The organism is Actinomadura sp. NPDC048032 (genome assembly GCF_040653175.1).
Taxonomy (GTDB): domain Bacteria; phylum Actinomycetota; class Actinomycetes; order Streptosporangiales; family Streptosporangiaceae; genus Spirillospora; species Spirillospora verrucosospora.
Genome location: NZ_JBEZJP010000003.1, coordinates 14,275 through 38,065 on the forward strand (window position 1 = coordinate 14,275; position 23,791 = coordinate 38,065).

At 73.6% G+C, this 23,791-nt stretch carries 22 protein-coding genes and 1 pseudogene; 9 read left to right on the forward strand and 14 right to left on the reverse strand.

Annotation, left to right across the window (positions count from 1 at the left end; translation table 11 throughout):
- Positions 1–31 precede the first annotated feature (31 nt).
- A complete protein-coding gene (locus AB0C69_RS00925; RefSeq protein WP_345178024.1) occupies positions 32–967 on the reverse strand; it encodes an AraC family transcriptional regulator in 936 nt (311 codons plus the stop codon).
- Positions 968–1,092: 125 nt separating this feature from the next.
- On the opposite strand from AB0C69_RS00925, the gene AB0C69_RS00930 reads away from it, so the two are divergent.
- The 4 genes from AB0C69_RS00930 (at position 1,093) to AB0C69_RS00945 (ending at position 5,282) form a co-directional block, all read left to right on the forward strand.
- Entirely contained in the window at positions 1,093–1,836 is a 744-nt protein-coding gene (locus AB0C69_RS00930; protein WP_360348046.1) for a class I SAM-dependent methyltransferase, read from the forward strand.
- 139 nt (positions 1,837–1,975) lie between these two features.
- Positions 1,976–3,472, forward strand: a complete 1,497-nt coding sequence (locus AB0C69_RS00935) for an alpha/beta fold hydrolase (RefSeq protein ID WP_360348049.1) — start codon at positions 1,976–1,978, stop codon at positions 3,470–3,472.
- Positions 3,473–3,715: 243 nt separating this feature from the next.
- Entirely contained in the window at positions 3,716–4,423 is a 708-nt protein-coding gene (locus AB0C69_RS00940; protein WP_360348189.1) for a sugar transferase, read from the forward strand.
- Positions 4,424–4,592: 169 nt separating this feature from the next.
- On the forward strand, positions 4,593–5,282 hold the full coding sequence (locus AB0C69_RS00945; RefSeq protein ID WP_360348052.1) for a class I SAM-dependent methyltransferase: 690 nt from the start codon (positions 4,593–4,595) through the stop codon (positions 5,280–5,282).
- Positions 5,283–5,290: 8 nt separating this feature from the next.
- Here AB0C69_RS00945 and AB0C69_RS00950 read toward each other — a convergent pair whose 3' ends face one another.
- Together AB0C69_RS00950 and AB0C69_RS00955 are read right to left on the reverse strand one after the other, a co-directional pair.
- On the reverse strand, positions 5,291–6,553 hold the full coding sequence (locus AB0C69_RS00950; RefSeq protein ID WP_360348055.1) for an MFS transporter: 1,263 nt from the start codon (positions 6,551–6,553) through the stop codon (positions 5,291–5,293).
- The gene (locus AB0C69_RS00955) at positions 6,550–7,125 is read right to left on the reverse strand and encodes a metalloregulator ArsR/SmtB family transcription factor (RefSeq protein ID WP_360348058.1); all 576 of its coding nucleotides are present in this window, start codon (positions 7,123–7,125) and stop codon (positions 6,550–6,552) included. The genes AB0C69_RS00950 and AB0C69_RS00955 overlap by 4 nt, the downstream gene beginning before the upstream one ends.
- A 216-nt stretch (positions 7,126–7,341) precedes the next feature.
- On the opposite strand from AB0C69_RS00955, the gene AB0C69_RS00960 reads away from it, so the two are divergent.
- Together AB0C69_RS00960 and AB0C69_RS00965 are read left to right on the forward strand one after the other, a co-directional pair.
- Complete coding sequence (locus tag AB0C69_RS00960; RefSeq protein ID WP_360348061.1) at positions 7,342–7,770, forward strand: hypothetical protein; 429 nt, start codon at positions 7,342–7,344, stop codon at positions 7,768–7,770.
- 122 nt (positions 7,771–7,892) lie between these two features.
- Positions 7,893–9,275: an MFS transporter gene (locus AB0C69_RS00965; RefSeq protein ID WP_360348064.1), complete on the forward strand. Its 1,383-nt coding sequence runs from the start codon at positions 7,893–7,895 to the stop codon at positions 9,273–9,275.
- On the opposite strand, the gene AB0C69_RS00970 is transcribed toward AB0C69_RS00965, so the two are convergent.
- The 5 genes from AB0C69_RS00970 to AB0C69_RS00990 all read right to left on the reverse strand — a co-directional run bounded on the left by AB0C69_RS00970 (position 9,272) and on the right by AB0C69_RS00990 (position 15,144).
- Positions 9,272–9,676: an RNA-binding S4 domain-containing protein gene (locus tag AB0C69_RS00970; RefSeq protein WP_360348067.1), complete on the reverse strand. Its 405-nt coding sequence runs from the start codon at positions 9,674–9,676 to the stop codon at positions 9,272–9,274. The genes AB0C69_RS00965 and AB0C69_RS00970 overlap by 4 nt on opposite strands.
- Positions 9,677–9,688: 12 nt before the next feature.
- Positions 9,689–10,678, reverse strand: coding sequence for a 1-acyl-sn-glycerol-3-phosphate acyltransferase (locus AB0C69_RS00975; protein WP_360348070.1), 990 nt, complete (start codon positions 10,676–10,678; stop codon positions 9,689–9,691).
- A 1-nt stretch (position 10,679) separates the two neighbouring features.
- Positions 10,680–11,516 carry a patatin-like phospholipase family protein gene (locus tag AB0C69_RS00980; protein ID WP_360348073.1) on the reverse strand — a complete coding sequence of 279 codons (837 nt, stop codon included), beginning with the start codon at positions 11,514–11,516 and terminating at the stop codon, positions 10,680–10,682.
- 175 nt (positions 11,517–11,691) lie between these two features.
- On the reverse strand, positions 11,692–13,620 hold the full coding sequence (locus tag AB0C69_RS00985) for a glycoside hydrolase family 3 N-terminal domain-containing protein (protein WP_360348076.1): 1,929 nt from the start codon (positions 13,618–13,620) through the stop codon (positions 11,692–11,694).
- Positions 13,621–14,109: 489 nt separating this feature from the next.
- Positions 14,110–15,144 carry a PRC and DUF2382 domain-containing protein gene (locus AB0C69_RS00990; RefSeq protein WP_360348079.1) on the reverse strand — a complete coding sequence of 345 codons (1,035 nt, stop codon included), beginning with the start codon at positions 15,142–15,144 and terminating at the stop codon, positions 14,110–14,112.
- 426 nt (positions 15,145–15,570) lie between these two features.
- Here AB0C69_RS00990 and AB0C69_RS00995 point away from each other — a divergent pair, with 426 nt between their 5' ends.
- Entirely contained in the window at positions 15,571–16,536 is a 966-nt protein-coding gene (locus AB0C69_RS00995) for a matrixin family metalloprotease (RefSeq protein ID WP_360348082.1), read from the forward strand.
- A 50-nt stretch (positions 16,537–16,586) separates the two neighbouring features.
- Here the strand turns inward: AB0C69_RS00995 and AB0C69_RS01000 are convergent, their stop codons facing one another.
- From AB0C69_RS01000 to AB0C69_RS01010, 3 genes are all read right to left on the reverse strand, one after another.
- Complete coding sequence (locus tag AB0C69_RS01000) at positions 16,587–17,147, reverse strand: class E sortase (protein WP_360348085.1); 561 nt, start codon at positions 17,145–17,147, stop codon at positions 16,587–16,589.
- A gap of 110 nt (positions 17,148–17,257) precedes the next feature.
- Positions 17,258–18,274, reverse strand: a complete 1,017-nt coding sequence (locus AB0C69_RS01005) for a chaplin family protein (protein ID WP_360348088.1) — start codon at positions 18,272–18,274, stop codon at positions 17,258–17,260.
- Positions 18,275–18,471: 197 nt separating this feature from the next.
- The gene (locus tag AB0C69_RS01010; RefSeq protein ID WP_360348091.1) at positions 18,472–19,560 is read right to left on the reverse strand and encodes a hypothetical protein; all 1,089 of its coding nucleotides are present in this window, start codon (positions 19,558–19,560) and stop codon (positions 18,472–18,474) included.
- A 373-nt stretch (positions 19,561–19,933) separates the two neighbouring features.
- On the opposite strand from AB0C69_RS01010, the gene AB0C69_RS01015 reads away from it, so the two are divergent.
- Positions 19,934–20,185 (forward strand): hypothetical protein, encoded by a 252-nt coding sequence (locus tag AB0C69_RS01015; RefSeq protein ID WP_345177991.1) that lies wholly within the window; start codon positions 19,934–19,936, stop codon positions 20,183–20,185.
- 73 nt (positions 20,186–20,258) lie between these two features.
- Here the strand turns inward: AB0C69_RS01015 and AB0C69_RS01020 are convergent, their stop codons facing one another.
- The 3 genes from AB0C69_RS01020 to AB0C69_RS01030 all read right to left on the reverse strand — a co-directional run bounded on the left by AB0C69_RS01020 (position 20,259) and on the right by AB0C69_RS01030 (position 23,400).
- Positions 20,259–21,512: an NAD(P)-binding domain-containing protein gene (locus tag AB0C69_RS01020; protein ID WP_360348094.1), complete on the reverse strand. Its 1,254-nt coding sequence runs from the start codon at positions 21,510–21,512 to the stop codon at positions 20,259–20,261.
- 28 nt (positions 21,513–21,540) lie between these two features.
- Positions 21,541–22,830, reverse strand: coding sequence for an ATP-grasp domain-containing protein (locus AB0C69_RS01025; RefSeq protein WP_360348097.1), 1,290 nt, complete (start codon positions 22,828–22,830; stop codon positions 21,541–21,543).
- A gap of 393 nt (positions 22,831–23,223) precedes the next feature.
- Positions 23,224–23,400, reverse strand: coding sequence for a hypothetical protein (locus tag AB0C69_RS01030; RefSeq protein WP_345177985.1), 177 nt, complete (start codon positions 23,398–23,400; stop codon positions 23,224–23,226).
- Between the two features lie 91 nt (positions 23,401–23,491).
- Here AB0C69_RS01030 and AB0C69_RS01035 point away from each other — a divergent pair.
- Positions 23,492–23,719: pseudogene (locus tag AB0C69_RS01035) on the forward strand (glycosyl hydrolase); the annotation flags it as partial.
- Positions 23,720–23,791 lie beyond the last annotated feature (72 nt).

Genomic DNA, 23,791 nt, shown 5'->3' on the forward strand with positions numbered 1-23,791 from the left:
GACGAGGCTGGACGCCGACGGCACCGCGCCGTCATGGCCAGGCCCGCTCGGCGCGGCGCCATCGCTGCGGGGTGACGCCGTAGCGGTTGCGGAAGCGGCGGACGAGATAGGCGGCGTCGCGCAGTCCCGTCCGGGCGGCCACGGCGTCGAGCGGCAGATCGGTCTCGCGCAGCATCCGCCGGACCTCGATCATGCGCCGTTCGGTGATCCATTCGAGGAGGGGGCGGCCGGTGCGCCTGCGGAGCACGGTCGTGAGGTGTCCGGGGGTGTAGCCGAGCGCGCGGGCGACGTCCGCGGCGGAGACCGGTTCGCGGAACGTCGCCTCGATCTCGGCGAAGACCCGCTCGACGAGGGGGTCCGGGCCGCCCGGGGCGGCGGGCGCCAGCCGCGCGGCCGCGACCAGGAGCCGGGTGAGCGTGGCGGAGACGGCCTCGCGCGCCCCGAGACGGCTCGGGTCGGCGAGTTCCCCGGCCAGGTCCGCCAGGAGCGCCGACCATCCTGGTCGATGGGATTCGGCGACCCGAGCGTGCCCCGCGCCGGGAGCGAAGAGGGCCAGCAGGGGGTGGTGCGTCCAGGTCAGCGGGGAGACCGAGGCCAGGGCGGGGACGGCGTCCGGTGTGAACGCCACCGACCACGCGCGGCTGTGGGCGAGTTCGGCGACCTCCGTGACGCCGATGACCTGCCCCGGCGACACGGCGTGGACCTCGCCGGTGCGCAGCGGCCGCTCGACGCCTCCGATGGCGACCGAGCCCGCGCCTTCCTCGACGTAGACGAGGACGAGGAAGTCGTGGGCGTGCCGGTGGTCCGGCGGCAGGTCGGCGTGGGCGGTCTCGGCGTCGAAGCGGGTCACCGTGACGGGAGGCAGCCCGGGGCGCTGCTGGTAGCGGTAGACGGGCGTCCCGTCGAACCGTGTCGTGCGCAGCCTCGACGGGGGGCCCAGCGAGGTCCCGACCGAAGAATGTCCCATGACTCCAAAGGTATGTCCTGCTGGTCGGCCGCGAAATGTCCAAGACTTGACGGTGACGGCACCCAAGTCTGCCACCGGCTTCTCGCGGCAGACCCGCCACCGGACGCGCAAAGGGGCACCCACCCATGGACGTACGCATCCTCGACCAGCGAACCCCGGAGGAGCGGGACCGCCCGTTCCTGCCTGGAGCGGGCAAGACCTGGCTCCTCCCGTTCTATGACGTCTTCTCCAAAGTGGTCGGGGTCCGCGCCCTGCACGAGCGCGCCGCCCGGCTCGCCGGCATCGGGCCGGGCCAGACGGTGGTCGACGTCGGCTGCGGGACGGGCAACCTGTCGTTCGCCGTGCTCGCCGCCCAGCCCGCCGCGCGAGTGACCGGTCTCGACCCCGACGCGGACGCTCTTCGCAGGGCCGCGCGCAAGGCGCGGCGCCGCGGCGTCGACCTCACGCTCGTGCAGGGATACGCCGACCGCCTCCCCGCCGAGGACGCCTCGCTCGACCATGTGGTCTCGGCGTTGGCCCTGCACCACCTCGACGACGACGGCCGGAGCGCGTTCGCGCGCGCCGCTCTGCGCGCCCTTCGGCCGGGAGGAACGGTCACCGTCGCCGACTTCGGCGGGCCCTCCTCCGACGCCGGGGACGAGGGCCACCACGAGCACGGCCACGGCCGCGGCCTCGCCCATGCGCTCCGGCACCTGCCCTGGTCGAAGCGTTCCCAGGGAGCGCACGGCCCGGTCGCGTCCCGTGACCACGGCGACGGCGTCATCGCGCTGCTCGCCGAGGCCGGGTTCGACGACGCCCGGGAGGTCGCGCACGCCGACCTGAGGTTCGGCCGGGTCGCCTTCGTGCGGGCGACCCGCCCCTCGCGCTGAAACGGGCGGGCGACTCGCGGCGGACGCCCGCGCATCCCGGCCCCGGTGCGCACCGCGGCCGAGTCCCTCTCGGGTATCGGCGGCGGGTTCCCCTTGCGGGACGATGCGCGGTCGGCCAGCGAGCGATCATGCTCCCCGCATGCGACTGATCTTCAGGACGGCGGGCCTGCTGGCGGCCGCGACCGCCGTGATCGCGTCCGGCGGCATGGCCGCCGGGCAGGCAGGGGCGGCCGGGACGCCGCGGAGCGGGCCGGCCGAGTGCGTGCCGGTGCCCCGCGCGGTGTGCGGGACGGTGCGGGTGCCGCTGGTACGGGCGCGTCCCGAACTCGGCGGCACCACCGTGGCCTTTGCGCTGATCGGGCACCGCGACACCTCCCGGCCCGTCAAGGGGACGGTGACCATCAACCCCGGCGGTCCCGGCAACTCCGCGATCGCGTCCGCCTCCCAGTACGCGCAGATGTACCGCGCCCTGCTGGAGGACCACGACCTTCTCCTGGTCGATCCGCGCGGGGTGAACCGCTCCGGCCCGGTCGCCTGCGGGGCCCTCGGTTCGCTGCCCGCCACCCGTGACGGCTTCGTCCGGGCGATCGGCGAGTGCGGCCGGACCCTCGGGGCCCGCGGGCGCGGCTACACCTCGGCCGAGACCGCCGACGACATCGACGCCGTCCGCGCCAGGCTGCGGATCGAGCGGCTGGACCTGCTCGGAGAGTCCTACGGCACCTACCTGATGACCGTCTACGCCCAGCGGCATCCGGGCCGCGTGCGCTCGGTGGTGCTCTCCAGCGCCTACCCGCTCGACTTCGACATGTGGGCGCGCCCCAACGCGAGCGCCGCCCGCCGGTCGCTGCGGCTGGTGTGCGGGCGCAGCGCCGGCGCCTGCGACGGCTACCGGGTCCTGCGCGACGTCGCGCGGCTCGCCCAGCGGCTGCACGCACGCCCGGTCCCCTACACGCTGGACGGCCCGCAGCGGCTGCTGGACGACACCGCACTGGCCGCGATCGTCTACGACTCGGCCAAATCGGCCCCCGCCGGGATCGGCGACGTTCCCGCGATGGTCCGCGACGCCCTGCGCGGCGACACCAATGCGCTGGTCGACGCCGCCCGGCGGGTGGCACCGCTGAGCGGGTCGGCGCTCCGCCGAGAGGAGCAGCAGCCTTTCAACCCCGAACTGGCCGCGGCCGTGATGTGCAACGACTACCCGACGCTGTGGAACCGCCGGTCGCCGGTCGCCGCCCGCCTCCGCCAGTTCTCCGCCGGGCGCGCGGCACTGCCCGAGCGGGCCTACTGGCCGTTCGGCAAGACGGCCTGGACCAGCATGAGCTACGACCAGGGCGACGCATGCGTCCGCTGGCCGGACCGCCGCGGCCCGGTGCAGCCGACCGGCGGGCCGTTCCCCGACGTCCCGGTGCTGGTCGTGTCCGGTGACCTGGACGCCGACACCCCGACGGCCGTGGGCCGGCAGGCCGCGCGCCAGTTCCGCCGCGCCGCGGTGGTGGAGGCGCCCAACGTCGGTCACGTGGCCGAACAGGAACCCAGCGGCTGCGTGGCCGCGATCCAGACGGGCTTCATCCGCGACCTGCGGGTCCCCGGCACCTCCTGCCTGGCCGGCATCCCACCCGCCCCCGTACGGCCCTGACCAGTTGTAGCCCGAACCGGCGGCGCGGCTTCGGCCTTGGTAGGAAGACCCGGTTCGGGAACGATCCGCGATTCCGGCCCAAGCCATTCTGAGCGGTCGCCGCGATATTTCGGTCGGCGTCGCAGCGTGCGGTCGTCCGGAAACTCATGCGGTGACGGACCGGAATAGGTGGCTTCCCCCTCGTCCCGCCGACAGAGTAGGGGCTGAAGGAGGGGGCACCTTGATCCTGTGCCCGCAAACGAAATGAAAGAACAAGAACCGCTGCATGCACTGCAGCAGAGGCTCAGGGCGATCCGGGAAACGATCTCGGATCTCCCTGGAGCGAATCTGACCGGACCCGCCTGGACTCTCAGCGCTGAGAAAAGGGCGCTCGACCTGCTGATCGCCACAGCGGTCTCCCCGGTGTTCGTGCCAACGGCCGCCGTCGGAGCTTCGCTGATGTTCCTGGAGGACGGCCGTGCGCCGCTCTTCCGCCAGTGGCGGATCGGTAAGGACGGCGTCCCGTTCAGGCTCGTCCACGTCCGGACGATGCGGGACACCCGGGGGACGGACGCGAGCCGCGGCTCCGACGACCCTCGGGCGACCCGCCGCGGGAAAGTTCTGCGCAAGGGCACCTTCGACCAGTTCCTGGAGGTGTACCACGTGCTCCGCGGGCACATGTCGATGGCCAACCCGCGTCCCCTGCTGCGCTTCGACCGGCAGCTGATGAAAGAAGTCCTGCCCTCTTCCGTGTACAGGGAGTGGGACTGGGCGACGACCATCGGCCGGCCCGGCATGTACAGCACGTTCGGGAACAGGAGCATTGGCCTGGAACCGCAGAGTGAAGGGTTCCTGCTTCGGCGGTCGGAGGACGACATCGAGGACGCGCACTGCGCCAGCCTGGAGCGGGACTTGAGAATCCTCGGTGACACGGCGAAGATCGGCTGGTCCTTCCTCAGCCGCGCCTCGTAGGTCACCGGGCGTCGACAGGGAGGGCGCGGTCACCGGCCGCGCCCTCCTCACCCTCCGATCACCTGGCCCGGACGCCGAGGTGCGGCGCCGAGGTGTGAGGCGCGGGCTCCCGGCTCCCTGGAAGTAGGGTTGGGGCGTGTTCTCGGCTCGGGGCCCTTCCTTGCGGGAGTTGGCGGTTCAGGCGCTGTCGTCGGTCGAGCGCGGGTACGACCTGCTGGCTCCGAAGTTCGACGAGACGCCCTTCCGGACGCCCGACAGGGTCCTCGACGCGACCGCCGAGGCGCTGCTGCCGTACGGGCCGTTCGGTGAGGGGCTGGACGTGTGCTGCGGCACGGGTGCGGGCATGCGGGTGCTCGGACGGTTGTGCGATGCGCGCAGTGCGGGCGTCGACTTCAGCGCGGGCATGCTCGAACAGGCGCGGCGGGCTCATCCGGAGGCCGGATGGGTGCGGGCCGATGTCCGGGCCCTGCCCTTCGACGGAGCCTTCGACCTGGCGGTCACCTTCGGGGCGCTCGGGCACCTGCTGCCCGCGGAGCGGCCCGCGCTCTTCGGCGGGGTGTACCGGGCGCTGCGGCCCGGCGGGCTCTTCGCCTTCCCCGTGGGGGCGCCGCCGCCCATCATGTCCCGCCTGTACTGGGCGCTGCTCGGGTTCGATCTGGTCATGCGGGTCCGGAACGCGGTGTGGCGTCCCCCGTTCGTCATGTACTACCGGACCTGTCCGCTGAACGCGCTCCGGAGCGATCTGGCAGCGGCCGGGTTCGGGGTGACGACCGTCCCGTTGGCGGCCTTGGGGACGCGTGAGGACGGCAGTCCGCGGGGACGGCTCGTGTTGGCGCGCAAGCCTGGATCGCCGGGCTGAACGCGCGCTCAGCCGGGACGCGACGGGAGGTCTCGGTCGTGGCGGAGGGGGCCTGCCAGGAGCGTCAGCCCTGAGAGCGCCAGCGCGCCCGTAGTGATCCACATGGCGGGACGGACGCCCAGGGCCGTACCCAGGGCGCCGCCCAGCAGGGCGCCGAGCGGGATGGTGCCGTAGCTGACCAGCTGCATGCTCACGGTGATCCGGCCGAGCAGCGGGCGAGGGCTGTAGGCCTGCCGGAAGGTCCCTTTGAGGACGTTGCCCGCGGCGACGCCCGCGGCGATGACGAACCCTCCCGCGAAGGCCGGGAGCAGCCCCGCGCCCGGTGCGGCGAGCGGGACCAGCAGGCCGAACGGCGCGGCGCCCATCTCGGCGGCGAGCAGGGTGCGGGCCGAGCCGAAGCGGCGGGACGGGACGGAGGCCGCGGCCGCGCCGAGGACGGCTCCCAGGCTGGTCGCGGCGGCGAGGACGCCGACCGTGGCCGGGCCGACGCCGACCTCGCGGACGAGGAACACCACCAGGATCGACTGGTACCCGAACAGGCAGATGTTGCTGGCGGCGGAGAACAGGGTCAGCACCCGCAGGTAGGGGTCGCGGGCCACGAAGCGAAGGCCCTCGGCGATCTCCTGCCGCAGCGTCCCGCGCCGGTCGCGGGCGGGGCGGGCCTCGCGGGTCCGGATCGCCAGCAGGCAGGCGGCCGAGACGAGGTAACTCGCCGCGTCGAGAAGGACGGCGTTCACCGCTCCCGCGAGGTGGATGACCAGCCCCGCCAGTCCAGGGCCGCCGACCTGGGCGGCGGCCTCGGTCGCCTGGACCCTGGCGTTGCCCGCGGCCAGGTCGCCGCGGTCCAGCAGGGACGGCAGGTAGACCTGGTAGGCCGTCTGGAAGAACACGCCCGCGCAGCCGGCGCCCAGTGCGACGGCCGCCAGGTGGGCGACGGTCAGCCGGTCGAGCCAGGCGGCGGCCGGGACGCTGAGGAAGAGCAGCAGGGCCGAGAGGTCGCAGGCGAGCATCACCGGGCGGCGCGGCAGGCGGTCGACCCAGGCGCCCGCCGGGAGGCCCAGGAGCAGCCAGGGCGCCCAGGCCGCGGCCGAGAGCAGCGCCACCTGGAAGGTGCTCGCGTCGAGGACGGCGACCGCGGCCAGCGGAAGGGCCACGCCGGTGACGCTGCTTCCCAGCTTGCCGGTGGCCTGGCCGATCCAGAGCAGGCGGAAGTCGCGGTGCCCGCCGAGGCCGCCGCGCGCGGGGGCGGCGGCGGTCGGGGCGGTGGTCACGGTTCGGCCGGGACGCCGTGGGCGAACAGGAAGACCGGCTCGCGGGCCTGCCCGTCGTCGGGGACGTCCCGCCGCTCCCACCGGGCGAGCAGCGCGAGGAGTTCCTGTTCCAGCTCGCCCAGTTCGGCGGGCGTGAGGTGCAGCCACGTGTCGGCGGAGAAGGCCGCGCCGTTCCATGCCCCCCGCTGCTCCCGGACGGCGTGCCAGGCGCGGACCAGGCCGATCTGCCGGTCGAGGGCGAGCGAGACGGCCGCGCCGGCCACGGCCTGGCGGGCGGGGTCGTCGTCGAAGTCGCCGGTGACCCAGCGGAGTTCCGGTGCGGCGAGCCGCCACCAGCGTTCGCGGCGGTCCCTGGCGAGTTCCGGCGCCTCGACGGTCAGACCGGCGGCGGCGAGCACCTTCAGGTGGTGGCTGATGTTGGCCACGGCCTGATCGGTCCGGTCGGCGAGAGTGCTGACGGTGGACGGGCCGTGGACCTTGAGGACGTCCAGGAGGCGCCGCCGGAGGGGGTGCGACATCGCGGCCAGCACTTGCGAGTCGGTCACCTTGGGCACGTCGTCCGGCTCGGTCATGCGGCCATCGTCACATGCACAAGAACTATTGCGCAAGACTTCTTGCACAACATGGGGAGGCCGGACCGCGGAGCCCGGCGGGCGGAGCGGACGGTGGGGGCACACCGCCGCCACATTTGCCTCAAAGGGACGTCAAATAACTGGGCGGCATGGTTTGCCCAATATGCAACAAAGGGGACTTCTCGACATGAACATGCAGCTCGATCGGGAGGTCTCATGACGACGAGGATGACCCACGGGGGCCGATCGGTATCGACGGGCCAGAGCTACCAGCTCTCCGGATGGCTCACCTTCGCGGGAGTGCTCTCCATGGTGGTGGGCGCGTTCAACGTCATCGACGGGGTGGTGGCCCTGTTCAAGGACAGCTACTACGTCGTGAACTCCAACCAGATCCTGGTCTTCGACTTCACCGCGTGGGGCTGGTACTGGCTCGTCCTCGGCGCCCTGCAGGTCGTCGTCGGCGTCGGGATCCTGACCGGGAAGATGTGGGCGCGGGTGGTCGGGGTCGTGTTCGCCTTCCTCGCCGCCCTCGGGCACCTGGCGTTCCTGGCCGCGTTCCCGATCTGGTCGGTGCTGACCATCGCGCTGTGCATCCTGCTGATGTACGCGCTCATCGCCCCGCCCGCCGGCGCGCGCGGAGACTGACGCCGGGGCAGGGCGGGCAGCGGAACCCCAGGTCATCATGGTCGCGGCCGGGACATACCCCGGCCGCGCGGGGGCACTAGAGCGCAATGGCACCGGCGTCGGCCCCGCGGCCGTGGAGGCGGATGAGCACCGCGCTGGCGGACCGGCTGGGCGGGAGGCGCCGGGCGCGCGTCGTGGTGCTGATGGCCTGCGTCCTCGCGCTGAACGCGGCGGACACCGGGGTCATCGGGGCGATCGTCCACCAGCTGCGCAGCTCCCTGCACATCGGCAACACGCAGGTCGGGGTGCTGACGGCCGCGCCGGCGGCGGTCGGCGCGATAGCGACGGTGCCGGTGGGGCAGCTCACCGACCGGGTGCGGCGGGTGCCGCTGCTGGCGGGCAGCGTGGTGCTGTGGAGCGCCGCGATGGTCCTCGGGGGGCTGGCGGAGTCGTACGAGTGGCTGCTGGCGTCGCGGGTGGCGCTGGGCGCGGTGACGGCGACGGCGGGACCCACGGTGGCGTCCCTGATCGGGGACCTGTTCCCGCCCGAGGAGCGGGCCGCGACGTACGGGCGGATCCTCGCCGGAGAGCTGGTCGGGGTCGGGTTCGGGCTGCTGGCGGGCGGCAACATCGCCGCGTTCGCGAGCTGGCGGGTCTCGTTCTGGTTCGTCGCGGGCCTGGGGTTCGTGCTGGCCGTGCTGCTGTGGAGGATGCTGCCCGAGCCGGCGCGCGGCGCGCAGGGGACCTCCGGCGGTCGGAGCGGGGAGGAGCTCGCGCAGCGGCAGGTGGACCGGGCGGGCGTGCGCCCGGACCCGCGCAACGTCCTGGCGCAGGACCCCGAGCGGATGACGCTGGCGCAGGCGGCCCGGTACGTGCTCGCCATCCGCACGAACGTGATCATCATCCTGGCGTCCGCGGTCGGCTACTTCTTCTTCGCCGGGATGCGCACGTTCGCGCTGGTCTTCGTGATGGAGCGGTACGCGGTCGGGCAGGGCGGGCTGTCGGCGTTCCTGCCGGTCGCCGGGGCGGCGGCGCTGTTCGGGGTGCTGGTCGGGGGGCGGCTGGCCGACCGGCTCCTGCGCGGCGGGCGGGTGACCTCGCGGGTCGGCGTGCCGGGCGTGGCGTTCGCCGCGTCGGCGCTGCTGTTCCTGCCCGCGCTGCTCACCGACCGGGCGCTGGTCGCGCTGCCGCTGTTCACGCTCGCCTCCGCCGCGCTGGCCGCGGCGAACCCGCCGCTGGACGCGGTGCGGCTGGACGTCGTCCACTTCCGGCTGTGGGGGCGCGCGGAGGCCATCCGGACGATCGTGCGCATGTCCGGGGAGGCGGCCGCGCCGGTGCTGTTCGGCTGGCTGTCGGGGGTCCTCGGGGCGGGCCGGGCGGCGGGCGTCGGCCTGGACCGGGTGTTCCTGCTGGCGCTGATACCGCTGCTGGGCAACGGTCTGCTGCTGCTCAGGGCGCGGCGCACCTACCCCCGGGACGTGGCGTCGGCGCTGGAGTCCGAACGCCGCTACGCCACCGGCTCCTAGTCGTCCTTCGGGGGCTCGTTCAGGATGCGGTAGCGGTCGAGGACGCGTTCGAGCTCGCGGCGGTCGCGCTTGGTGGGACGGCCCGCGCCGCGCTCCCGGCGGCCGACGGGGATGAGCGCCTCGCGCGGCGGCGGGGGCGGGCTCCTGTCGATCAGGCACTCCTGCGCGACGGGCGCGGACACCCGCTTGCGGATGGTCTTCTGCACGACGACGACGCGCTCCCGCCCGTCGTGGCGGAGCCTGACGACGTCGCCCGGCTTGACCGAGGTGGACGGTTTGGCGCGCTCGTCGTTCACCCGGACGTGGCCCGCCCGGCACGCGGTCGACGCCATCGAGCGGGTCTTCAGCAGCCGCACGGACCAGATCCACAGATCGACCCGCACGGACCCCTCATCGCCCATGCGTCCATGATGTCACTTCGGCGCGGGCGCCCGCTGCGCACTGATCCACGCGTCCGCGCGCTCCCAGTTCTCGTAGAGCCAGCTGACGCGGGCGTCGCGGTCGCCGGGAACGTCCTCGGCGGGCACGCGCCACCAGCGGGCCCGGACGGGAACGGTCAGCGGCACGCGCCGCCAGACGTCCCCGGCCGTGGCCATGTGGTCGAGCCCGCAGTGCGCGACGAACACCACGTCGGCGGACGGGGCGGAGTCGAGCGCGGCCAGCACGCCGCCGGGCCGCGGCGGCATCACGTTGCGCATCGCGGCGGCGCGGGCCGCCTCGTCCGCGCGGCGCATCCGGGCCAGCCGGCGGATCGCGCGGCGGCGGCGCTCCGGGGAGAAGTTGCCGCCCTCGGGGAAGATCAGCAGCGCCTCGCCGGGGCCGAGTCCCTCGGCGAGCTCGCCGACGGCGTCCGCGGCGCCGCCCGGGGTGACGAACACGTTCGGGATCCGGTTGGCGGCGATGTCGATGCAGGGGTCGAGCTGGAGCAGCGCCTTCATGACCACCCGGGGGCGGCGCCGGTACTCGGACAGCAGGTGGTGGACGATCAGGAGCGCGTCGCCCGGCCCGGCGTGCCGGCTGAGCACGATCAGGGGCCGGTCGGCGGCCGAGCCGTCCCCAGGGCCGTCAGCAGCGCCGTCCCAGGTGCCGTCCACCTCGACGCGCAGGCCGAGCCGCCGCTGCGCGGACGCGTAGAGGGCGCCGACATAGCGGCGGATGATGTCGTAGTGCCGGTCGTCGTGGGTGCGGCGCCGGAGCCACAGCCACCCGCACTCCAGGACGGCCGCCGTCTCCCGCGTCCCCCACGTGAGGCTGAACCAGAGCAGGCGCTGGGCCCGCTTGCGCTCGCGCCCGGCCAGGGACGTCACCACGAAGGCGACCGGGAACAGCACCACGACCAGAAGGGTCAGGACGAACAGCAGTGGCGTGCACACCAGGCGGCGCACGAATCGGGGTGGCAGCATCTCACGCTCGCTCTTTCAGGTAATTCAAAGATGCCTGATAGGCGCGTTCGATGTGAGCCTGGATTCCGGACGCGTTCCTGTAGCGGACCTGGGTGAGGTCGACTCCCGCCTTCTGCGGCCTGGCCCCGGCGGGCAGGACGTGGACCGTCAGGCCCTCCGGGAGGTTCGCCATCTCCTCGAAGAACCGGTGCCGGCGCGCGATCTCGAACGCGACGAGGCCGACCTCCCAGGGCCAGCGCGGGGGCGCGAGGTCCCGCTCGATCCGGCCGACGTGCAGGACGTAGATGTCGGTGGCGCCGAGCATCACGGCCCGGCTGACCGGGATGCTGTGGACGAGGCCGCCGTCGTAGTAGTGCCGCTCCCCCACCCGGACGGGCGGCAGCAGCCCCGGCGCGGCCGACGACGCGAGCACGGCCGGGATCAGCGGGCCCTCGGTGAACCAGTGCGCCATCGCGGTCTCGATCCCGGCGGCGACGCACTGGAACGGGACCTCCAGGTCCTCGAACGACGGCACGGGGAGCAGCTCGTCCAGCATGCGGCGCAGCGGCTCGTTGGAGTGCAGGTGCGTGCCGGACCGGGCGAGCCTCCACAGCCGGGCGAGGACGGGCGAGCCGAACACGTCGCGGACGGACTCGTCCGACCACAGGCTGGTGAGCCGCTCGACCGCCGCGTCCGGCCCGGCCGCGACGAACACGCCGTTGAGCGCGCCGATCGAGGTTCCGACGACGAGGTCGGGGCGGACGCCGGTCTCCCGCAGCGCCCGGAGCATGCCGACCTCGTGCGCGCCGAGCACGCCCCCGCCTCCGAGGACGAACGCCGTCCGCGGCTCCCGTTCCACCCGGTCTCCCCTTGTGCCGATCCAGCAGCGTGCGCCGCCCGTCGGGCGCTGGAGGCAGCCTCACCCATCGGAAGCGGGATAAACCGGGCTTTGGGCGGGCGGGCCGATGACCTGCGGGGCCATGACCGGCGGGGCCGGCCGCCCGAAGGCGACCGGCCCCGCCGCCGGACGCCGGTCAGGGTCGGACGCGGGTCCTCAGGCCGTATCCGTAGGGGAACAGGGGCCGGTAGTCGCGGTCGCCGACGTTGATCGGCTCCTGGGCCTCGCTGCGCGGCCAGGTCACCGGGAGCCTGCCGGTGAACGGGCGCCTGCCGAACAGGACGTCCGCGACGCCCGCGCCCTCGCTGCCGGGCAGCCAGGACATGACGAACGCGTCCGTCTTCGCCAGCTGGTCGGTGACGATCTGCGGGCGCCCCGCGACGTCCAGGACGACGCAGGTTCTGATCGCGGAGCAGACCTTGTCGACCGCGGCCCGGTCGGCGTCGGACAGGTTCAGCGTGTGGCCGTTGCCGACGTCGCCGACGCCCTCCGCGTACGGCTTCTCGCCGACCACCACGATCCCGACGTCGCTGCCGGCGGTCGGCGCCGACGCGTCCCGGCTGTAGGTGACATGGGACGAGTTCTGCCTGATGCCGTCCAGGATCGTCGTGCCCGGGATGATGGGGCCGGACGAGCCCTGCCACGTGACCGTCCAGCCGCCGGCCTGGTTGCCGATGTCGTCGGCGTTGGCCCCGGCCACGTAGATGCGCCGGTCCTTGCGCAGCGGCAGCGCGTTCCCGGAGTTCTTCAGCAGGACCTGCGACTTGGCGACGGCCTCACGGGCGACCGCGCGATGCTCGGGCGACCCGATCGTCCCGGCGTTGGAGCGGTCGGTGTACGGGTGCTCGAACAGGCCGAGCTCGAACTTCGCCTTCAGGATGCGGCTCACCGCGTCGTCGATCCGCGACGCCGGCACGCGGCCCGCCCGCACCTCCGCCAGCAGCGTCTGGACGAACTGCGGCGTGCTGTAGGGCTCCATGAACATGTCCATGCCGGCGTTCACGGACGTGCGGACCTGCGTGGCGTAGTCGCCCGGGATCTGGTGGATGGCCTCCCAGTCGCTGATGAGGAAGCCGTCGAACCCGATCTTCTTCTTCAGGACGTCGGTCAGCAGCTCCTTGTGCGCGCTCATCTTGAGCGGGTCGCCGACGCCGTCCTCCTTCCAGTCCACGCTGGAGAACGAGGGCATGATGCTGCCGACGCCGTACTTCCTGACCGCCACGACGTAGGGCGCGAGGTCGACCGCCTCGAAGTGCTTCCGGTCGGTGACGGTGACGCCCTGGTCGATGGTGTACGTGCCGCTGGTGGAGGAGCCGAACACCGTGTCGCCGTCGCCGGCGAAGTGCTTGGCCGTCGCCAGGACGTGGCGGTTCGTGGCGAGGTCGCTCTCGCGCCGTCCCTCGAAGCCCTCCAAGCCGGTCTCCATCTGGATCACGAGGCGCGGGTCCTCGCCGAAGCTCTCGTAGGCGCGCCCCCACCGCAGGTCGCGGGTGACGCAGACGCAGGGCGCGAACACCCACTGCGGGCCGGTCGCCTTCGTCTCGACGGCCGTGATCTGCTCCTCCCGGCGGACGAGGCCGGGGTCGCGGGTCGCGCCCATCGCGATGTTGTGCGGGAAGACGGTGGCGCCGACGAGGTTGTTGTGGCCGTGCACCGAGTCGACCCCGTACAGGAGCGGGATCCTCAGGCGGGTCGCCAGGGCCTTGGACTGGTAGGCGTCGACCATGTCCGCCCAGCCCGCGGGGGTGTTGCCGGCGGGCGTCGATCCGCCGCCGGACAGCACCGACCCGAGGGCCAGCTTCGTGATCTGGTCGCGGTCGCCGTCGATCGCGCCGCGCTCGGCCTGCGCCATCTGGCCGACCTTCTCTTCCAGGGTCATGCGGCCGAGCAGGTCCTTCACCCGGTCCGCCGCGGGCAGCCGCGGGTTCAGGTACGGGGCCTGCCGGGGGGCGTCGGCCGTGGCGGGCCGCGCCGCGAGGGCCGACGGAAGGGCGGCGACGGTCGCGAGCGCGACCAGTGATCGCCCGATCCGGGTGGCGACGGCACGTCTGCGGGAGTGTGGCAACTCGTCCCTCCTGGGTCGCTCCGAAGGACGCCGCGCGGCCCGGCGGACCGCGCACGGCCGGACGCCGGGGTCACGGCTCGCCCGGACGGCCGTGACCCCTGCGCCGGCGACGTCATCTGGAACCTCCCCCGCCGCCGGGCGGCTGTCAACGGATCTTCACCGGCCCGGCCGCGGCCTTGTGGAAAACATGGAAGAGGGCTTGACGGGAACTAAGTTCACACGTTGAATCATGGACCGAACAAAGCAGGCCGGACAGGTGGAGGGCACACAGGCCCCACCCGTCCGGCCGCCGTGCTTCCGGGACGCGCGCATCCGCCGGAACATGCCGCAACTCCGGCCTCGTCGGCCACACCTGGCCAGCAGGCGCCGGTGCGGAGACCGGCCGCCGCGAAGCGCCGGAGCGGGTGCCCCGCCGGCCGGCGGGTGAGTATCGACCGGCGGGACGCTCCGCCATCCGGGGTGGTCGGTGTCAGGTCACGCGGAAGGCGTTCACGCCGAGGGCTCGCCGCCCTCCCCGCGCCCCTCGGGACGGGGGCCGCGGGCGCCGTCGTCGCGCGTGACCTCGATGCGCTCCTTGCGGAGCTCGCCGCGGACGGTCTGCTCGTCCTGCACCTGCTCGGTGCGGAGCCGGACGCGCTCGACCGGCACGGTCTCCTTGGAGATGACCGGGCGCTCCTCGTAGAGGATGATCTCCTGGTCCGCCTCGGAGATCGTCACCTCCGGGTCCGGGCGGCCGCCGGCGATGGGCTCGCGGTCGATCCGGATCTCCTCGTGCGAGACCGGGATCGTCTGCTCGACCGTCTCGGTCTCGATCCACTTGCGCACCCGGACGCGGCCCGCCTCGTGCCGCTCGGTGCCGATGCGCAGCTGCTCCTCCGACCGGGTGATCTCGGTCATCGGCGCCTCGGCGCCCTCGCGCGCAGACTGGGGCGGCATGGCCCGCCCGCCGGCCCGCTCGCCCGCCGAGCCGCGCTTGCCGCGCTCGGGGTGGACGGCCATTCCCGCGGCGCCCGTGGTCCCCGCGGTCCCCGTCGTCCCGGCGGCCTCGGTGGTTCCGGCCGTTCCGGTGGTGCCCGCGGTCTCGGCGGCGCCCCGCGTGCCGGCGGCCTCGCCCGGCTCGGTGGTGCCGGTCGTTCCCGCCGTTCCCGCGCTCTCGGCCGTCTTCTCGGAAGTGCCCGTGTCCGTCTCCCCGCCCGTGCGGCGGCCGCCCGGGGGACGCACTCCGTAGTGCCTGTACAGGTCCACGATCTGCGCATGCGACAGGTGCTCGTCGGCGTCGACGTTCGGGGCTCCCTTGATGGTCTCCTTGTCGTAGGGGACCTGCAGGGCGTCCTCGGCCTTGCGGGCCCCGGACAGCGGTACGAAGCTCTCACGCATTCCGAACCAGCCGGTGTGCACGGTCACCCACTCCGGGGAACCGGAGTCGTCGTTGAGGTAGACCTGCTTGACCGTGCCGACCTTCGTCCCATGGGTGTCGGTCACGCTCATCCCCATGAGCTCCCGCACCTGTGTCTGCGTCTGCACGTTGAGCACCTCCGCTTCCGTGAACGCTTCCGGACGGCGGGGGGCCGGGGGGAGGTGGAGCCCGCCTATCGGTAGCGGTGTTCAGTTGATCCCGAGTTGCCGCGTTACCTGCTGCTTTTCCGGACACGGTCGCTATAAACGCGTTTGCAGAACTATAGGGAACGATTTACCACATATTTACAGCGAGCACCCCGCGGTCTCCATCACACCTTTTCCGACATAAACCCACAAGCAACTCATTGGCGAATGGCACCTTTGTCAAGATGGTGATCATTTTATCCGGGCGCGGTTTTCCCGGCCCCGCTCCGCGCGAAGACTGCGAGGGACGTTCCCACACATCGGAGAACCGATATGCGCGACTTTTCTCGGGCGGGCCGGCGGTCGACGGCGGAGCCGGCCTCACTCGCGGCCCCACGGGCGGCCGCGGTGGCGGCCACGGCGGCGGCGGTTGCGGCCGCCCTGGCGTGCACGGCGTTCACGGACGCCGGGACCGCCGCGGTCCGGCGCCCGCCCAGCTGGTGCAAGCCCGGCGGGACGCTCACCGCCCGCGCGATGCCGCAGAAGATCAAGATCGCCGACTGCGACCTGCGCGGCCGGACGGTGCGCGGCGCGAACGGCCTCACGGCGACCGTCCCGGCCGACGGGACCTCCCTGATCGCGTACGCGCTGCGCACCGACGGGGCCGCCGAGCTGCACATCGGGGTGAACTCCCGGGCGGGTGAGATCACGATCGGGACGCACGGCGACCGGGTGCCGCAGGGCAGGCCGCGCCAGTTCCGGGCGCCGGCGCAGGCGTGCCAGGACGGCGCGTACCGTCCCCAGCCCAGCAAGTGGCCGAAGGGCACCGCCGTCCGGTGGAACTACTACGCCGGCACGGCCGGGCTGCCGAGGGATCCGATCGCCAGAGGCGTGGCCGCCGTCCCCGAGGCCCGCACCGACTGCACGAGCACGGGGCGCTTCACGCCTTCGCCGGACGTGACCGAGAGCTACGCGGGCCAGAGCAGCAGGCCCCCGAACGTGACGAGCTCGGCCGCCTGCGGGACCCGGGACCGGGTCAACACGTTCGGCTGGCTGGCCATGCCGAGCGCCGAGGCGCCCGTCCTCGCGGCGACCTGCACGTGGTTCTCCGGCCCGACGACGGTCGAGACGGACATGGCCGTGCAGGCGCGGGGCAAGCGGTGGTGGACCGGCGGGACGTGCCCGTCCGGGAGCTACTCCGCCGAGGCGGTCGCGGCGCACGAGGCGGGCCACGTCTTCGGCCTCTCCCACGTGGAGGGCGCCGAGCACCGCATGCTCACGATGACGCCGTCCCTCGCGTCCTGCGACAACGGGCCCGCCACGCTCGGCAAGGGCGACTACGACGGGCTGATCGCCCTCTACGGCGGGCGCTGAGCGGCGCGAGCCGCACGCGCCGTCCCAGCGTCCCGCCGCGGGGGCGCGGGTCAGCGCCCGGAGTCCATCCTGCTTACGACGACGAGGCGGCGCCGGTCCGAGCCCTTGGGCGTGCAGGTGACGAGCGTGAGGTACCTGCCGTGGGGCGCGCTGGCCCGCTTGAACGGGACCGGCTCCAGCGCCCGCCGGTCCCGCGGGTCGACGACGCGCCTGGTCCGCACCCGGTAGACGTAGGACCGGCGGCCCACCCGCAGGACGATCCGGTCGCCGCGCCGCAGCCGGTCGAGCTGGAAGAACGGGGCGCGCCAGGTCGTCCGGTGCCCGAGCAGGACGGCGTTGCCCTCCCGCCCGGGGAGCGCCGTCCCCGGGTAGTGCCCGACGCCGCGCCGCAGCACGGCCTCGGTGACGCCCTGCCGGACGCCCATCTTCAGGCCCATCCGCCTGATCCGGATCTGGGCGATCATCGCGCCGGTCCGGGGCCGGGCGGCGGTGGCCGCCGCCGGAGCGGCGGCCGCCGTTCCGGCGGCCCGCGCCCCGGTCACGGCGCCGAGGACGGGCACCGCGCAGCACGCGGCGAGAGCCGCCGCGAACAGGGACTTTCGGTCGAGCATGGCTCCCTCTCCATAGCTCGGGACTCTGCTGGCATGGGAAGGGGCGGCACGTCTGCCGCCCCTTCTCCGCTGTTCATCGGCCGCGGATCGTCATCCAGGCCGACACGTGCTCAGCGCAGGATCGGAGAACCGAGGGTGACGGGCGTGTCCTTGCCCGCGGGCACCTTCGGGCCGATCTGGCCGGGCTTGACGTCCACGCCGGGCACCTTCACCGTGCGCCTGAGCCCGTCCACGAACCCTTTGACGGCGGGCAGGGCGTCCGCGCGGCGGTAGTTCGGGGCGGTCTTCGGCGCGGTGTTCGCGATGCGCTGGCCTTCCGAGCGCATCGTCGAGGGCAGCTTCTTGTGCTTGGCGGCCGGACGGTGCTTGGACGGCTTGTACGGCTTCTTCTTCTTGGGCGTCCGCAGGGTGGGCGGCAGTTCCTTGTGGCCGTGGCCCTCCTCGACGGTCGCCCCGCCCTTGCACTGCGCCTCGGCGAGGCCGAGCAGCGAGACGGCGTTGCCGCACGCGTTGATCGGGGCCTTGATCGGGATGTAGGCCTGGGTGCCGTTCGCGGCGCCGAAGTTGCCGGCGCTCGTCATCTTCACCTTGGGGTCGCCGTGCCGCTTGACGGACGCGCCGCCCTTGCACGCGGCCTGCGCCGCGCCGAGGATGCCGACGGCGTTGCCGCAGACGTCGACCGGGATGCTGATCGGCGCGAACACCTGGGTGCCGTTCAGCAGCCCGAAGTTGCCCGCGCTGGTCATGTCGACCCCGCCGCGGCCGCCCTCGTGGCCGCCCCAGCCGCCGCCGCCCCAGTCGCCGGCCGTCCGGTAGCCCGAGTCGGCCTGCCGGTGGTTGCTCTTGACGGACGCGCCGCCCTTGCACTGGGCCCGCGAGAGGCCGGCGACCGCGATGGCGTTGCCGCAGACGTTGACGGGGATGCTGATCGGCGCGAACACCTGGGTGCCGTTCAGCAGGCCGAAGTTGCCGGCGCTGGTCATGTCGACCCCGCCGCGGCCGCCGTGGCCGCCGCCGAACGACTCGTCGGCGCTGGCCGGGACCGCGGTGGCGAAGGCGGCTCCGACGGCGAGGGCGCTCGCGGCCACCAGAGCGGCGCGGCCGGTGTTCCTGGACCAGATACGCATGATGTGTTGCTCCTGTCGGTTCTTTGCGAATCGGTGGTGATCGGTGGTGATCGCTGCGCGGCACCGTCCGGGTGGGCGCAGGACTGGCAGCGGCCAGGCGCGGCCGTTGCGTTTCCGGGAAAGATCGAGGTGAGGGCGCGCGGCGTGCGTCGCACGCGGCCGCCGTGGGCCGGCCGTTCGCGGCCGGGCGGGGGTTTCTAGTCGGGGACGACGGAGGGGCCGCCGGGCGCGGCGACGTCGCGCAGCGCCGTACGGCGGAAGGTGCCCGGGTCGGCGGCGGACGGCGCCGCCGGGTACTGCCGGTTCAGCAGGTCGGCGAACGGGGCGAACGGGTGCCCGCCCGCCGAGCCGCCGCCGCGCGGGGCGTCCTGGCCGGACGGCAGCGCGGGACCGGGCGAGGGAGTGCGGTGGTCGCCGCGGCAGCCCGTGCAGGGCTCGGCGCTCTCGTACGCCGGCTCGCCCGCGCTCGCCGCGACCGGGACGGCCGCGGGCCTGGCGTGCGACGCGGCGGCGGGCGCCGCCTCGTCGCGAGCCCGGTCGACGCCGCGCTGCGCCTTCGGCTCCTGCTGGGCGCCGGCCGGTGCGCCGTCCTGCAGCAGCGGCTGCTGGTCCGTCACCCGGTGGACGAGCCCCCCGATGACAGGACGCTCCTGAAGGAGGTCGGACACGCGCACGCCCGGCACCCCGGCCTCGTCGGCCACGTCACGCACCTGGCGGACGGCCCGGTCCTTGCCGTCGAGCACATCCTGCTGCCGTGCCCGCAGGTACCGGACGGGGTGCTCTCCGATCTCCCGCACACCGCCCGGGACGGCCCCGGAAACAGAGCCGAGGCCAGAGCCACGGCCAACGCCGGGAGCGGAGTCCGAAACGGCCTCGGAGAGAGATGCCCCCTGCTCGCCGCCGCGGACCAGCCCGCCTTGACGGGCCTGGCCGCCGTGGGCGGCGTGGCCGCCGTGGTGGCGGGGCTGACCCTCGTGCCGGGCCTGACCCTCCTGGCCCCTGCGGGCCTGGGAGTCGTGGTCGGCGGTGAGGTGGCGGATGGCGGCCGCGCCGTCCAGGTTGGCGACGCGCGGGGTCTGGTCGAGGAGACCGTGGTCGTCCGGGGCGGCGGCGGGGCGTGCGGCCCGCTCGGCGGCGAAGGCGGAGTGGGTCAGCGCGGAAAGCGTGAGCCATCCCGCGAACGCGAAGCCCGCGACGGCGACCAGGCGGACCAGAACGGAGAGGAGGGCGTGCCGCGGCCGACCCTGCGGGCGCTTCGCCCCGCGCTGGATCGGTTCGGTGTGCACAGCCGCTTCCTCTCGTCGCCATGGCCGTGGCCAGGTCGTTTTCGGGTCCCGGTCGTTCCGGACGGCATGAACGTAGCACCGCCGCAACGCCGATCAAGGAGCCATTGGCCGGTCTCCCGCCGTGTCTCCCCATCATTTACCGTGGCATTAATCTGGCTTTTATCTCGGCCGGTTTCCCGGTACCTGTCGCCCTTTTTGCCAGGCTCTTTCTTTTTGTCGAGACGCATGGCTTTCTCCGGAGCCTCGGTGCCCTTGCGGGACCGTCAGGCGCCGCCCCCATGCCTGGCGTCCGGGAGAAGCATGGCGGACGGTATCGGTGCGCTACATTCAGTGAGCGGGCGGTCACAACCGGCCGTCCAGCGAGGAGCCTGCGATGATCGATCCCTCGTCCGCGATGGCGCGCCTGCTGCCCGCGCGCTCCCAGCGCCCCCGGCGCGAGACCCGCCGGTTCGTCACCCGCGCCGACGCCGACCTGATCATGCTCTCCGCCGTTTCCACCGCTCATGACCCGGCGCCCGCGCGCGGCCGGTGCGGCGCGTGGACGCTCTACTCGCGACTTCAGTGGTCCGTGGCCGTCGCCAGGGCCGAGCGCGCGCGCCGCCGGGCCCGGCCGCCCTGGGGGTGACGGTTCGCCGGTCCTGGAGAGCCGGGAGCCGGCGGGCGCCCTGGGGCGCACCGCCGGCTCGGAGGAGGATTCTTCACCTCTGGGAGGAGGTTCCCGGCTCCAGGAAGGCCGACGGCCGGCTCGCCGGCACCCGCACGCGCGGCGTCCGCCGGACGATGTGGCGCGCGATCCGCCGGGCGGCGAAGTCGGCGCCGTGCACGAACCGCATGACCGGCCCGAAGGTGGGGGCGGCGGCGAGCCCGGCGAAGTAGAGGCCGGACGTGGACGCCTCGAAGTCGCGGCTGAGCACCGGCGCCCCGAGCCGGGTGGTGATCCGGTCGCGCAGCTCGGGCGCGAGCAGGCTGAGCCGCTCGACGTCGGGGACGAACCCGGTCGCGGCGATGACGTGCTCGACCTCCGTGACGAGGCGGCGCCCCTCGTGGTCGGTGGTGGTGAGGGCGACGCCGTCGTCCTGCTCCACGGCCTTGGCGAGCAGGCGCCCCGTCGAGACGCGGATCCGCTCGTCCAGCCGGTCGCGCAGCCACCAGGAGCCCGCCGGCGGGAGCGTCTCGCGGACGATCCGCCGCCGGGTCCGCTCCGGCAGGTACCGGACGAGCCCGGGCCGCTCCGCCCACAGCCACGTCCGGTAGCCGGTGCCGAGCCCGGATCTCGGGCCCTCCCGCAGGAGGGTGCGCGGCGACCGGCGCTCCTCCGGGACGGTGTTCCAGTCGAGGACGCGCCGCCGGGCGATCAGGTGCGGCCGCGCCCCCGCGTCGGCCAGCAGCACCGCCGTCTCCAGCGCGGACTGCCCGGCGCCGACGACCGCGACCTCCTTGCCCGCGAACAGGCCGAGGTCGCTGTGGGCGCTGCTGTGCGAGACGAGCCAGGACGGCATGCCCGTCAGCTGCTCCGGGATGTGCGCGAACGGCCCGACGCCGACCGCGACGACGACCGCGCGCGCCGCGATCGCCTCGCCCGACGACAGCGTGACGAGGTAGCCGCCCGCGACGCCCTGCTCGATCTTCACGACCTGCGCGTCCTCGGTGCCCGGGACGGCTTCGGCGGCGAACCAGCGCCCGTACTCGACGAACGTCTCCAGCGGGATCGGCTGCCCGATCCGCCAGCCCGGATGGCGGTCGGTGAACCGCAGGCCCGCCTGCGGCGCCCCGAGGTTGGAGGCGAACGGCTCGGACTTGAGGTACATGCCGAGCGGCATGTTCGCGTCCCAGAACCGCATCGGCTCGCCGATGACCCGGACGTCCAGCCCGAGGTTCTGCAGGTAGGCCGCGGTCGACAGGCCGTAGGGCCCGGCGCCGGCGATGACGACGTCGCTGGCCGAGTCGCTCATGTTCGATTCCCCCCGTGTGTGCGTGGTGTTACCTGGTGCGGAGCCGTTCGACCGCGCGGAGCGCGCTGCGCCGCCCCATGGCGAGGAAGGGCGGCAGGTCGTCGCCCGCGTACCAGGCGAACTCGTCGGCCTCCCGCAGCGGGCGGAGGGTCTCCCGCAGCGGGCGCAGCCGCGGAAGCCGCGGTGTTCCGGGACCCGGGGGCGTTCCGTGGCGCGGGCGCCGGGCCGACCGCGCGAGGTAGTGGTTCTCCACGAGCAGGTGGCGGCCCGGCGCCGGCCGCGCGGCGGGAACGGGCCGGCCCGACTGGTGCAGGTGCAGGACCCGCGCGAGGTCGAGGCCGTCGCGGTCGGTGAACAGCCGGAACTGCGCCCCGATGCGGGGGTTGAAGTCCAGCAGGTGGTGGACGCCGGCGCCCGCGTCGAACCGGAAGTCGAGGTCGACGAGGCCGCGGCAGCCGAGCAGCCGGACGATCCGGACCGCGTGGCGTTCGAGCTCGGGGCTGGCGACCCACTCCCCCGCGACCGTGTGCCCGGCCTGGGGCGGGTGCGCGAGGTGCTTGCGGCCGGTCCCGCCGAACAGGCAGTCGCCGTCGTCGTCGAAGTAGCCCTGGAAGAACCAGTCGCCGCCCGCGGGCGGGATGCGCCGCTGCAGGATGAGCGGGCCCGCGCCGCCGTGCGGGTCGCGCTCGCGGGTGGCGGCGAACAGCCGGTGCAGCTCGCCGAGCGTGGGCACCAGCGTGGTGCTGCGCATCCCGGGGCGCATCCGCCACGGCCGCGCCCACTTGGCGATCAGCGGCAGGCCGAGCGCGGCGGCGGCCTCGTCGACGTCGGCGGCCGACTCGGGCGTGAGGCTCGGCGGGCAGGGGACGCCGTGCCGGTGGCACGCCTCCAGCAGCCGGGCCTTGTCGGCGACGCCGCGGGGGACGCCGGGGTCCTGGCGGGGGAAGACGAAGTGGGGGCGCAGGCCGTCCGCGTGCTCGGCGACGAAGATCGCTCCCGCGTCGTCCATCGGGACGAGCAGGGCGGGGCGGCCGATCCGCTCGCCGACGGTCCGCAGGTGGGCCAGCAGTTCGTCCGGGCGTTCGGCGGGCGGCCCCCAGGGGTGCCCGCGGAACAGGTAGCGGGAGCGGGACGCGGGGTTGCCGCGCCCTTCGAGGAGGGCGTGCACGGGGACCCCGGCGCGGCCGAGGCTGCGGATCACCGCCAGCGTGCCGTGGTGGAACAGGTTGCGGTCGGTGCGCAGCAGCAGGACGGGAAGGCCCGGGTCGAGGCGCGCGTTGCGGGGCTGGACGGCCCGCGGCCGGCTGTCGAAGAACATCCCCTCAGGCCCATTCCCTCGTATCGCGGCGCACCGGCATCCCTTCCCCACGGTAAATTTTCACATTTTCCGCCCCGCCGACTTTTTCGCGACGGGCTCCCTTGGGCATACGATACGCATGCGAGCTGCGGATATCCATTCGACGGGACGGCCGTTCGAACCCCGGCGAAAAAGGTCGCCTTTCTGGTGTCCGCTCCCTCCTATTCTGGCCGCTTCCGTGGTGTTGTTCGCCCTCATGGCGTCGGCACTGGTGACGTGGCAGCAGCCGAGGGCGATTCACCGATGGGCGGCACACGTGCCATTGGGGGCGTTTCTGGGTTCGGGCCCGGAGGGCGTGGCCCGGGTGGCCCGCTTCGAGCGCTGGCTCGGCTCGACCGTGACGGTCGGGCGCACCTACCTGCCGGGCGACGACTGGGAGGCGATCGAGGGGCCGCGGGCGATGCTGGCCGCCTGGGCGCACTGGAAGGCCGCCGACCAGCGGCGCATGCTCGTGCTCAACGTCCCGATGATGGCGCCGAACGAGGCGGGGATCCCGGTTCCGGTGCTGGCCTCGCTGCTGCGCGGCGGCATGCGCGGCACGTTCGACGACCACTACCGGACGCTCGCCGAACGGCTCGTCTCCCTGGGCGTCGGCGACGCGGTCATCGTCCTCGGCTGGGAGATGAACGGCGAGGTCTACGCGGGACGGTGCGCCCCGGATCCGACCGCGTGGAAGGCCTATTGGCGCAGGATCGTGGGCACCATGCGCGCGGTGCCGGGCGCGCACTTCCGTTTCGATTTCGCGCCGACGCGGGGCCCGGACGCGATCCCGTGGACGGACTGCTATCCGGGTGACGACGTCGTCGACATCATCGGTTCCGACAGTTATGACCAACCCGAGGGAAAGTCATTCCAGGATTTCGTCGACGAGCCCTACGGGTTGCGCGAGCAGGCGGAGTTCGCGACCGCGCACGGCAAGCCC

What these genes read in the sequence shown, in the direction of transcription:
- AB0C69_RS00975 (WP_360348070.1), bottom strand. Translation starts at nt 10,678, where the DNA reads ATGCTGCCACCCCGATTCGTGCGCCGCCTGGTGTGCACGCCACTGCTG.
- AB0C69_RS01005 (WP_360348088.1), bottom strand. Translation starts at nt 18,274, where the DNA reads ATGCGTATCTGGTCCAGGAACACCGGCCGCGCCGCTCTGGTGGCCGCG.
- AB0C69_RS00930 (WP_360348046.1), top strand. Translation starts at nt 1,093, where the DNA reads ATGGACGTACGCATCCTCGACCAGCGAACCCCGGAGGAGCGGGACCGC.
- AB0C69_RS00955 (WP_360348058.1), bottom strand. Translation starts at nt 7,125, where the DNA reads ATGACCGAGCCGGACGACGTGCCCAAGGTGACCGACTCGCAAGTGCTG.
- AB0C69_RS00965 (WP_360348064.1), top strand. Translation starts at nt 7,893, where the DNA reads ATGAGCACCGCGCTGGCGGACCGGCTGGGCGGGAGGCGCCGGGCGCGC.
- AB0C69_RS00960 (WP_360348061.1), top strand. Translation starts at nt 7,342, where the DNA reads ATGACGACGAGGATGACCCACGGGGGCCGATCGGTATCGACGGGCCAG.
- AB0C69_RS01015 (WP_345177991.1), top strand. Translation starts at nt 19,934, where the DNA reads ATGATCGATCCCTCGTCCGCGATGGCGCGCCTGCTGCCCGCGCGCTCC.
- AB0C69_RS01020 (WP_360348094.1), bottom strand. Translation starts at nt 21,512, where the DNA reads ATGAGCGACTCGGCCAGCGACGTCGTCATCGCCGGCGCCGGGCCCTAC.
- AB0C69_RS01030 (WP_345177985.1), bottom strand. Translation starts at nt 23,400, where the DNA reads ATGCCGCCGCGCAGCAGCGAGGCCAGCACCGGAACCGGGATCCCCGCC.
- AB0C69_RS00970 (WP_360348067.1), bottom strand. Translation starts at nt 9,676, where the DNA reads ATGGGCGATGAGGGGTCCGTGCGGGTCGATCTGTGGATCTGGTCCGTG.
- AB0C69_RS01000 (WP_360348085.1), bottom strand. Translation starts at nt 17,147, where the DNA reads ATGCTCGACCGAAAGTCCCTGTTCGCGGCGGCTCTCGCCGCGTGCTGC.
- AB0C69_RS01025 (WP_360348097.1), bottom strand. Translation starts at nt 22,830, where the DNA reads ATGTTCTTCGACAGCCGGCCGCGGGCCGTCCAGCCCCGCAACGCGCGC.
- AB0C69_RS00935 (WP_360348049.1), top strand. Translation starts at nt 1,976, where the DNA reads ATGCGACTGATCTTCAGGACGGCGGGCCTGCTGGCGGCCGCGACCGCC.
- AB0C69_RS00940 (WP_360348189.1), top strand. Translation starts at nt 3,716, where the DNA reads ATGAAAGAACAAGAACCGCTGCATGCACTGCAGCAGAGGCTCAGGGCG.
- AB0C69_RS00925 (WP_345178024.1), bottom strand. Translation starts at nt 967, where the DNA reads ATGGGACATTCTTCGGTCGGGACCTCGCTGGGCCCCCCGTCGAGGCTG.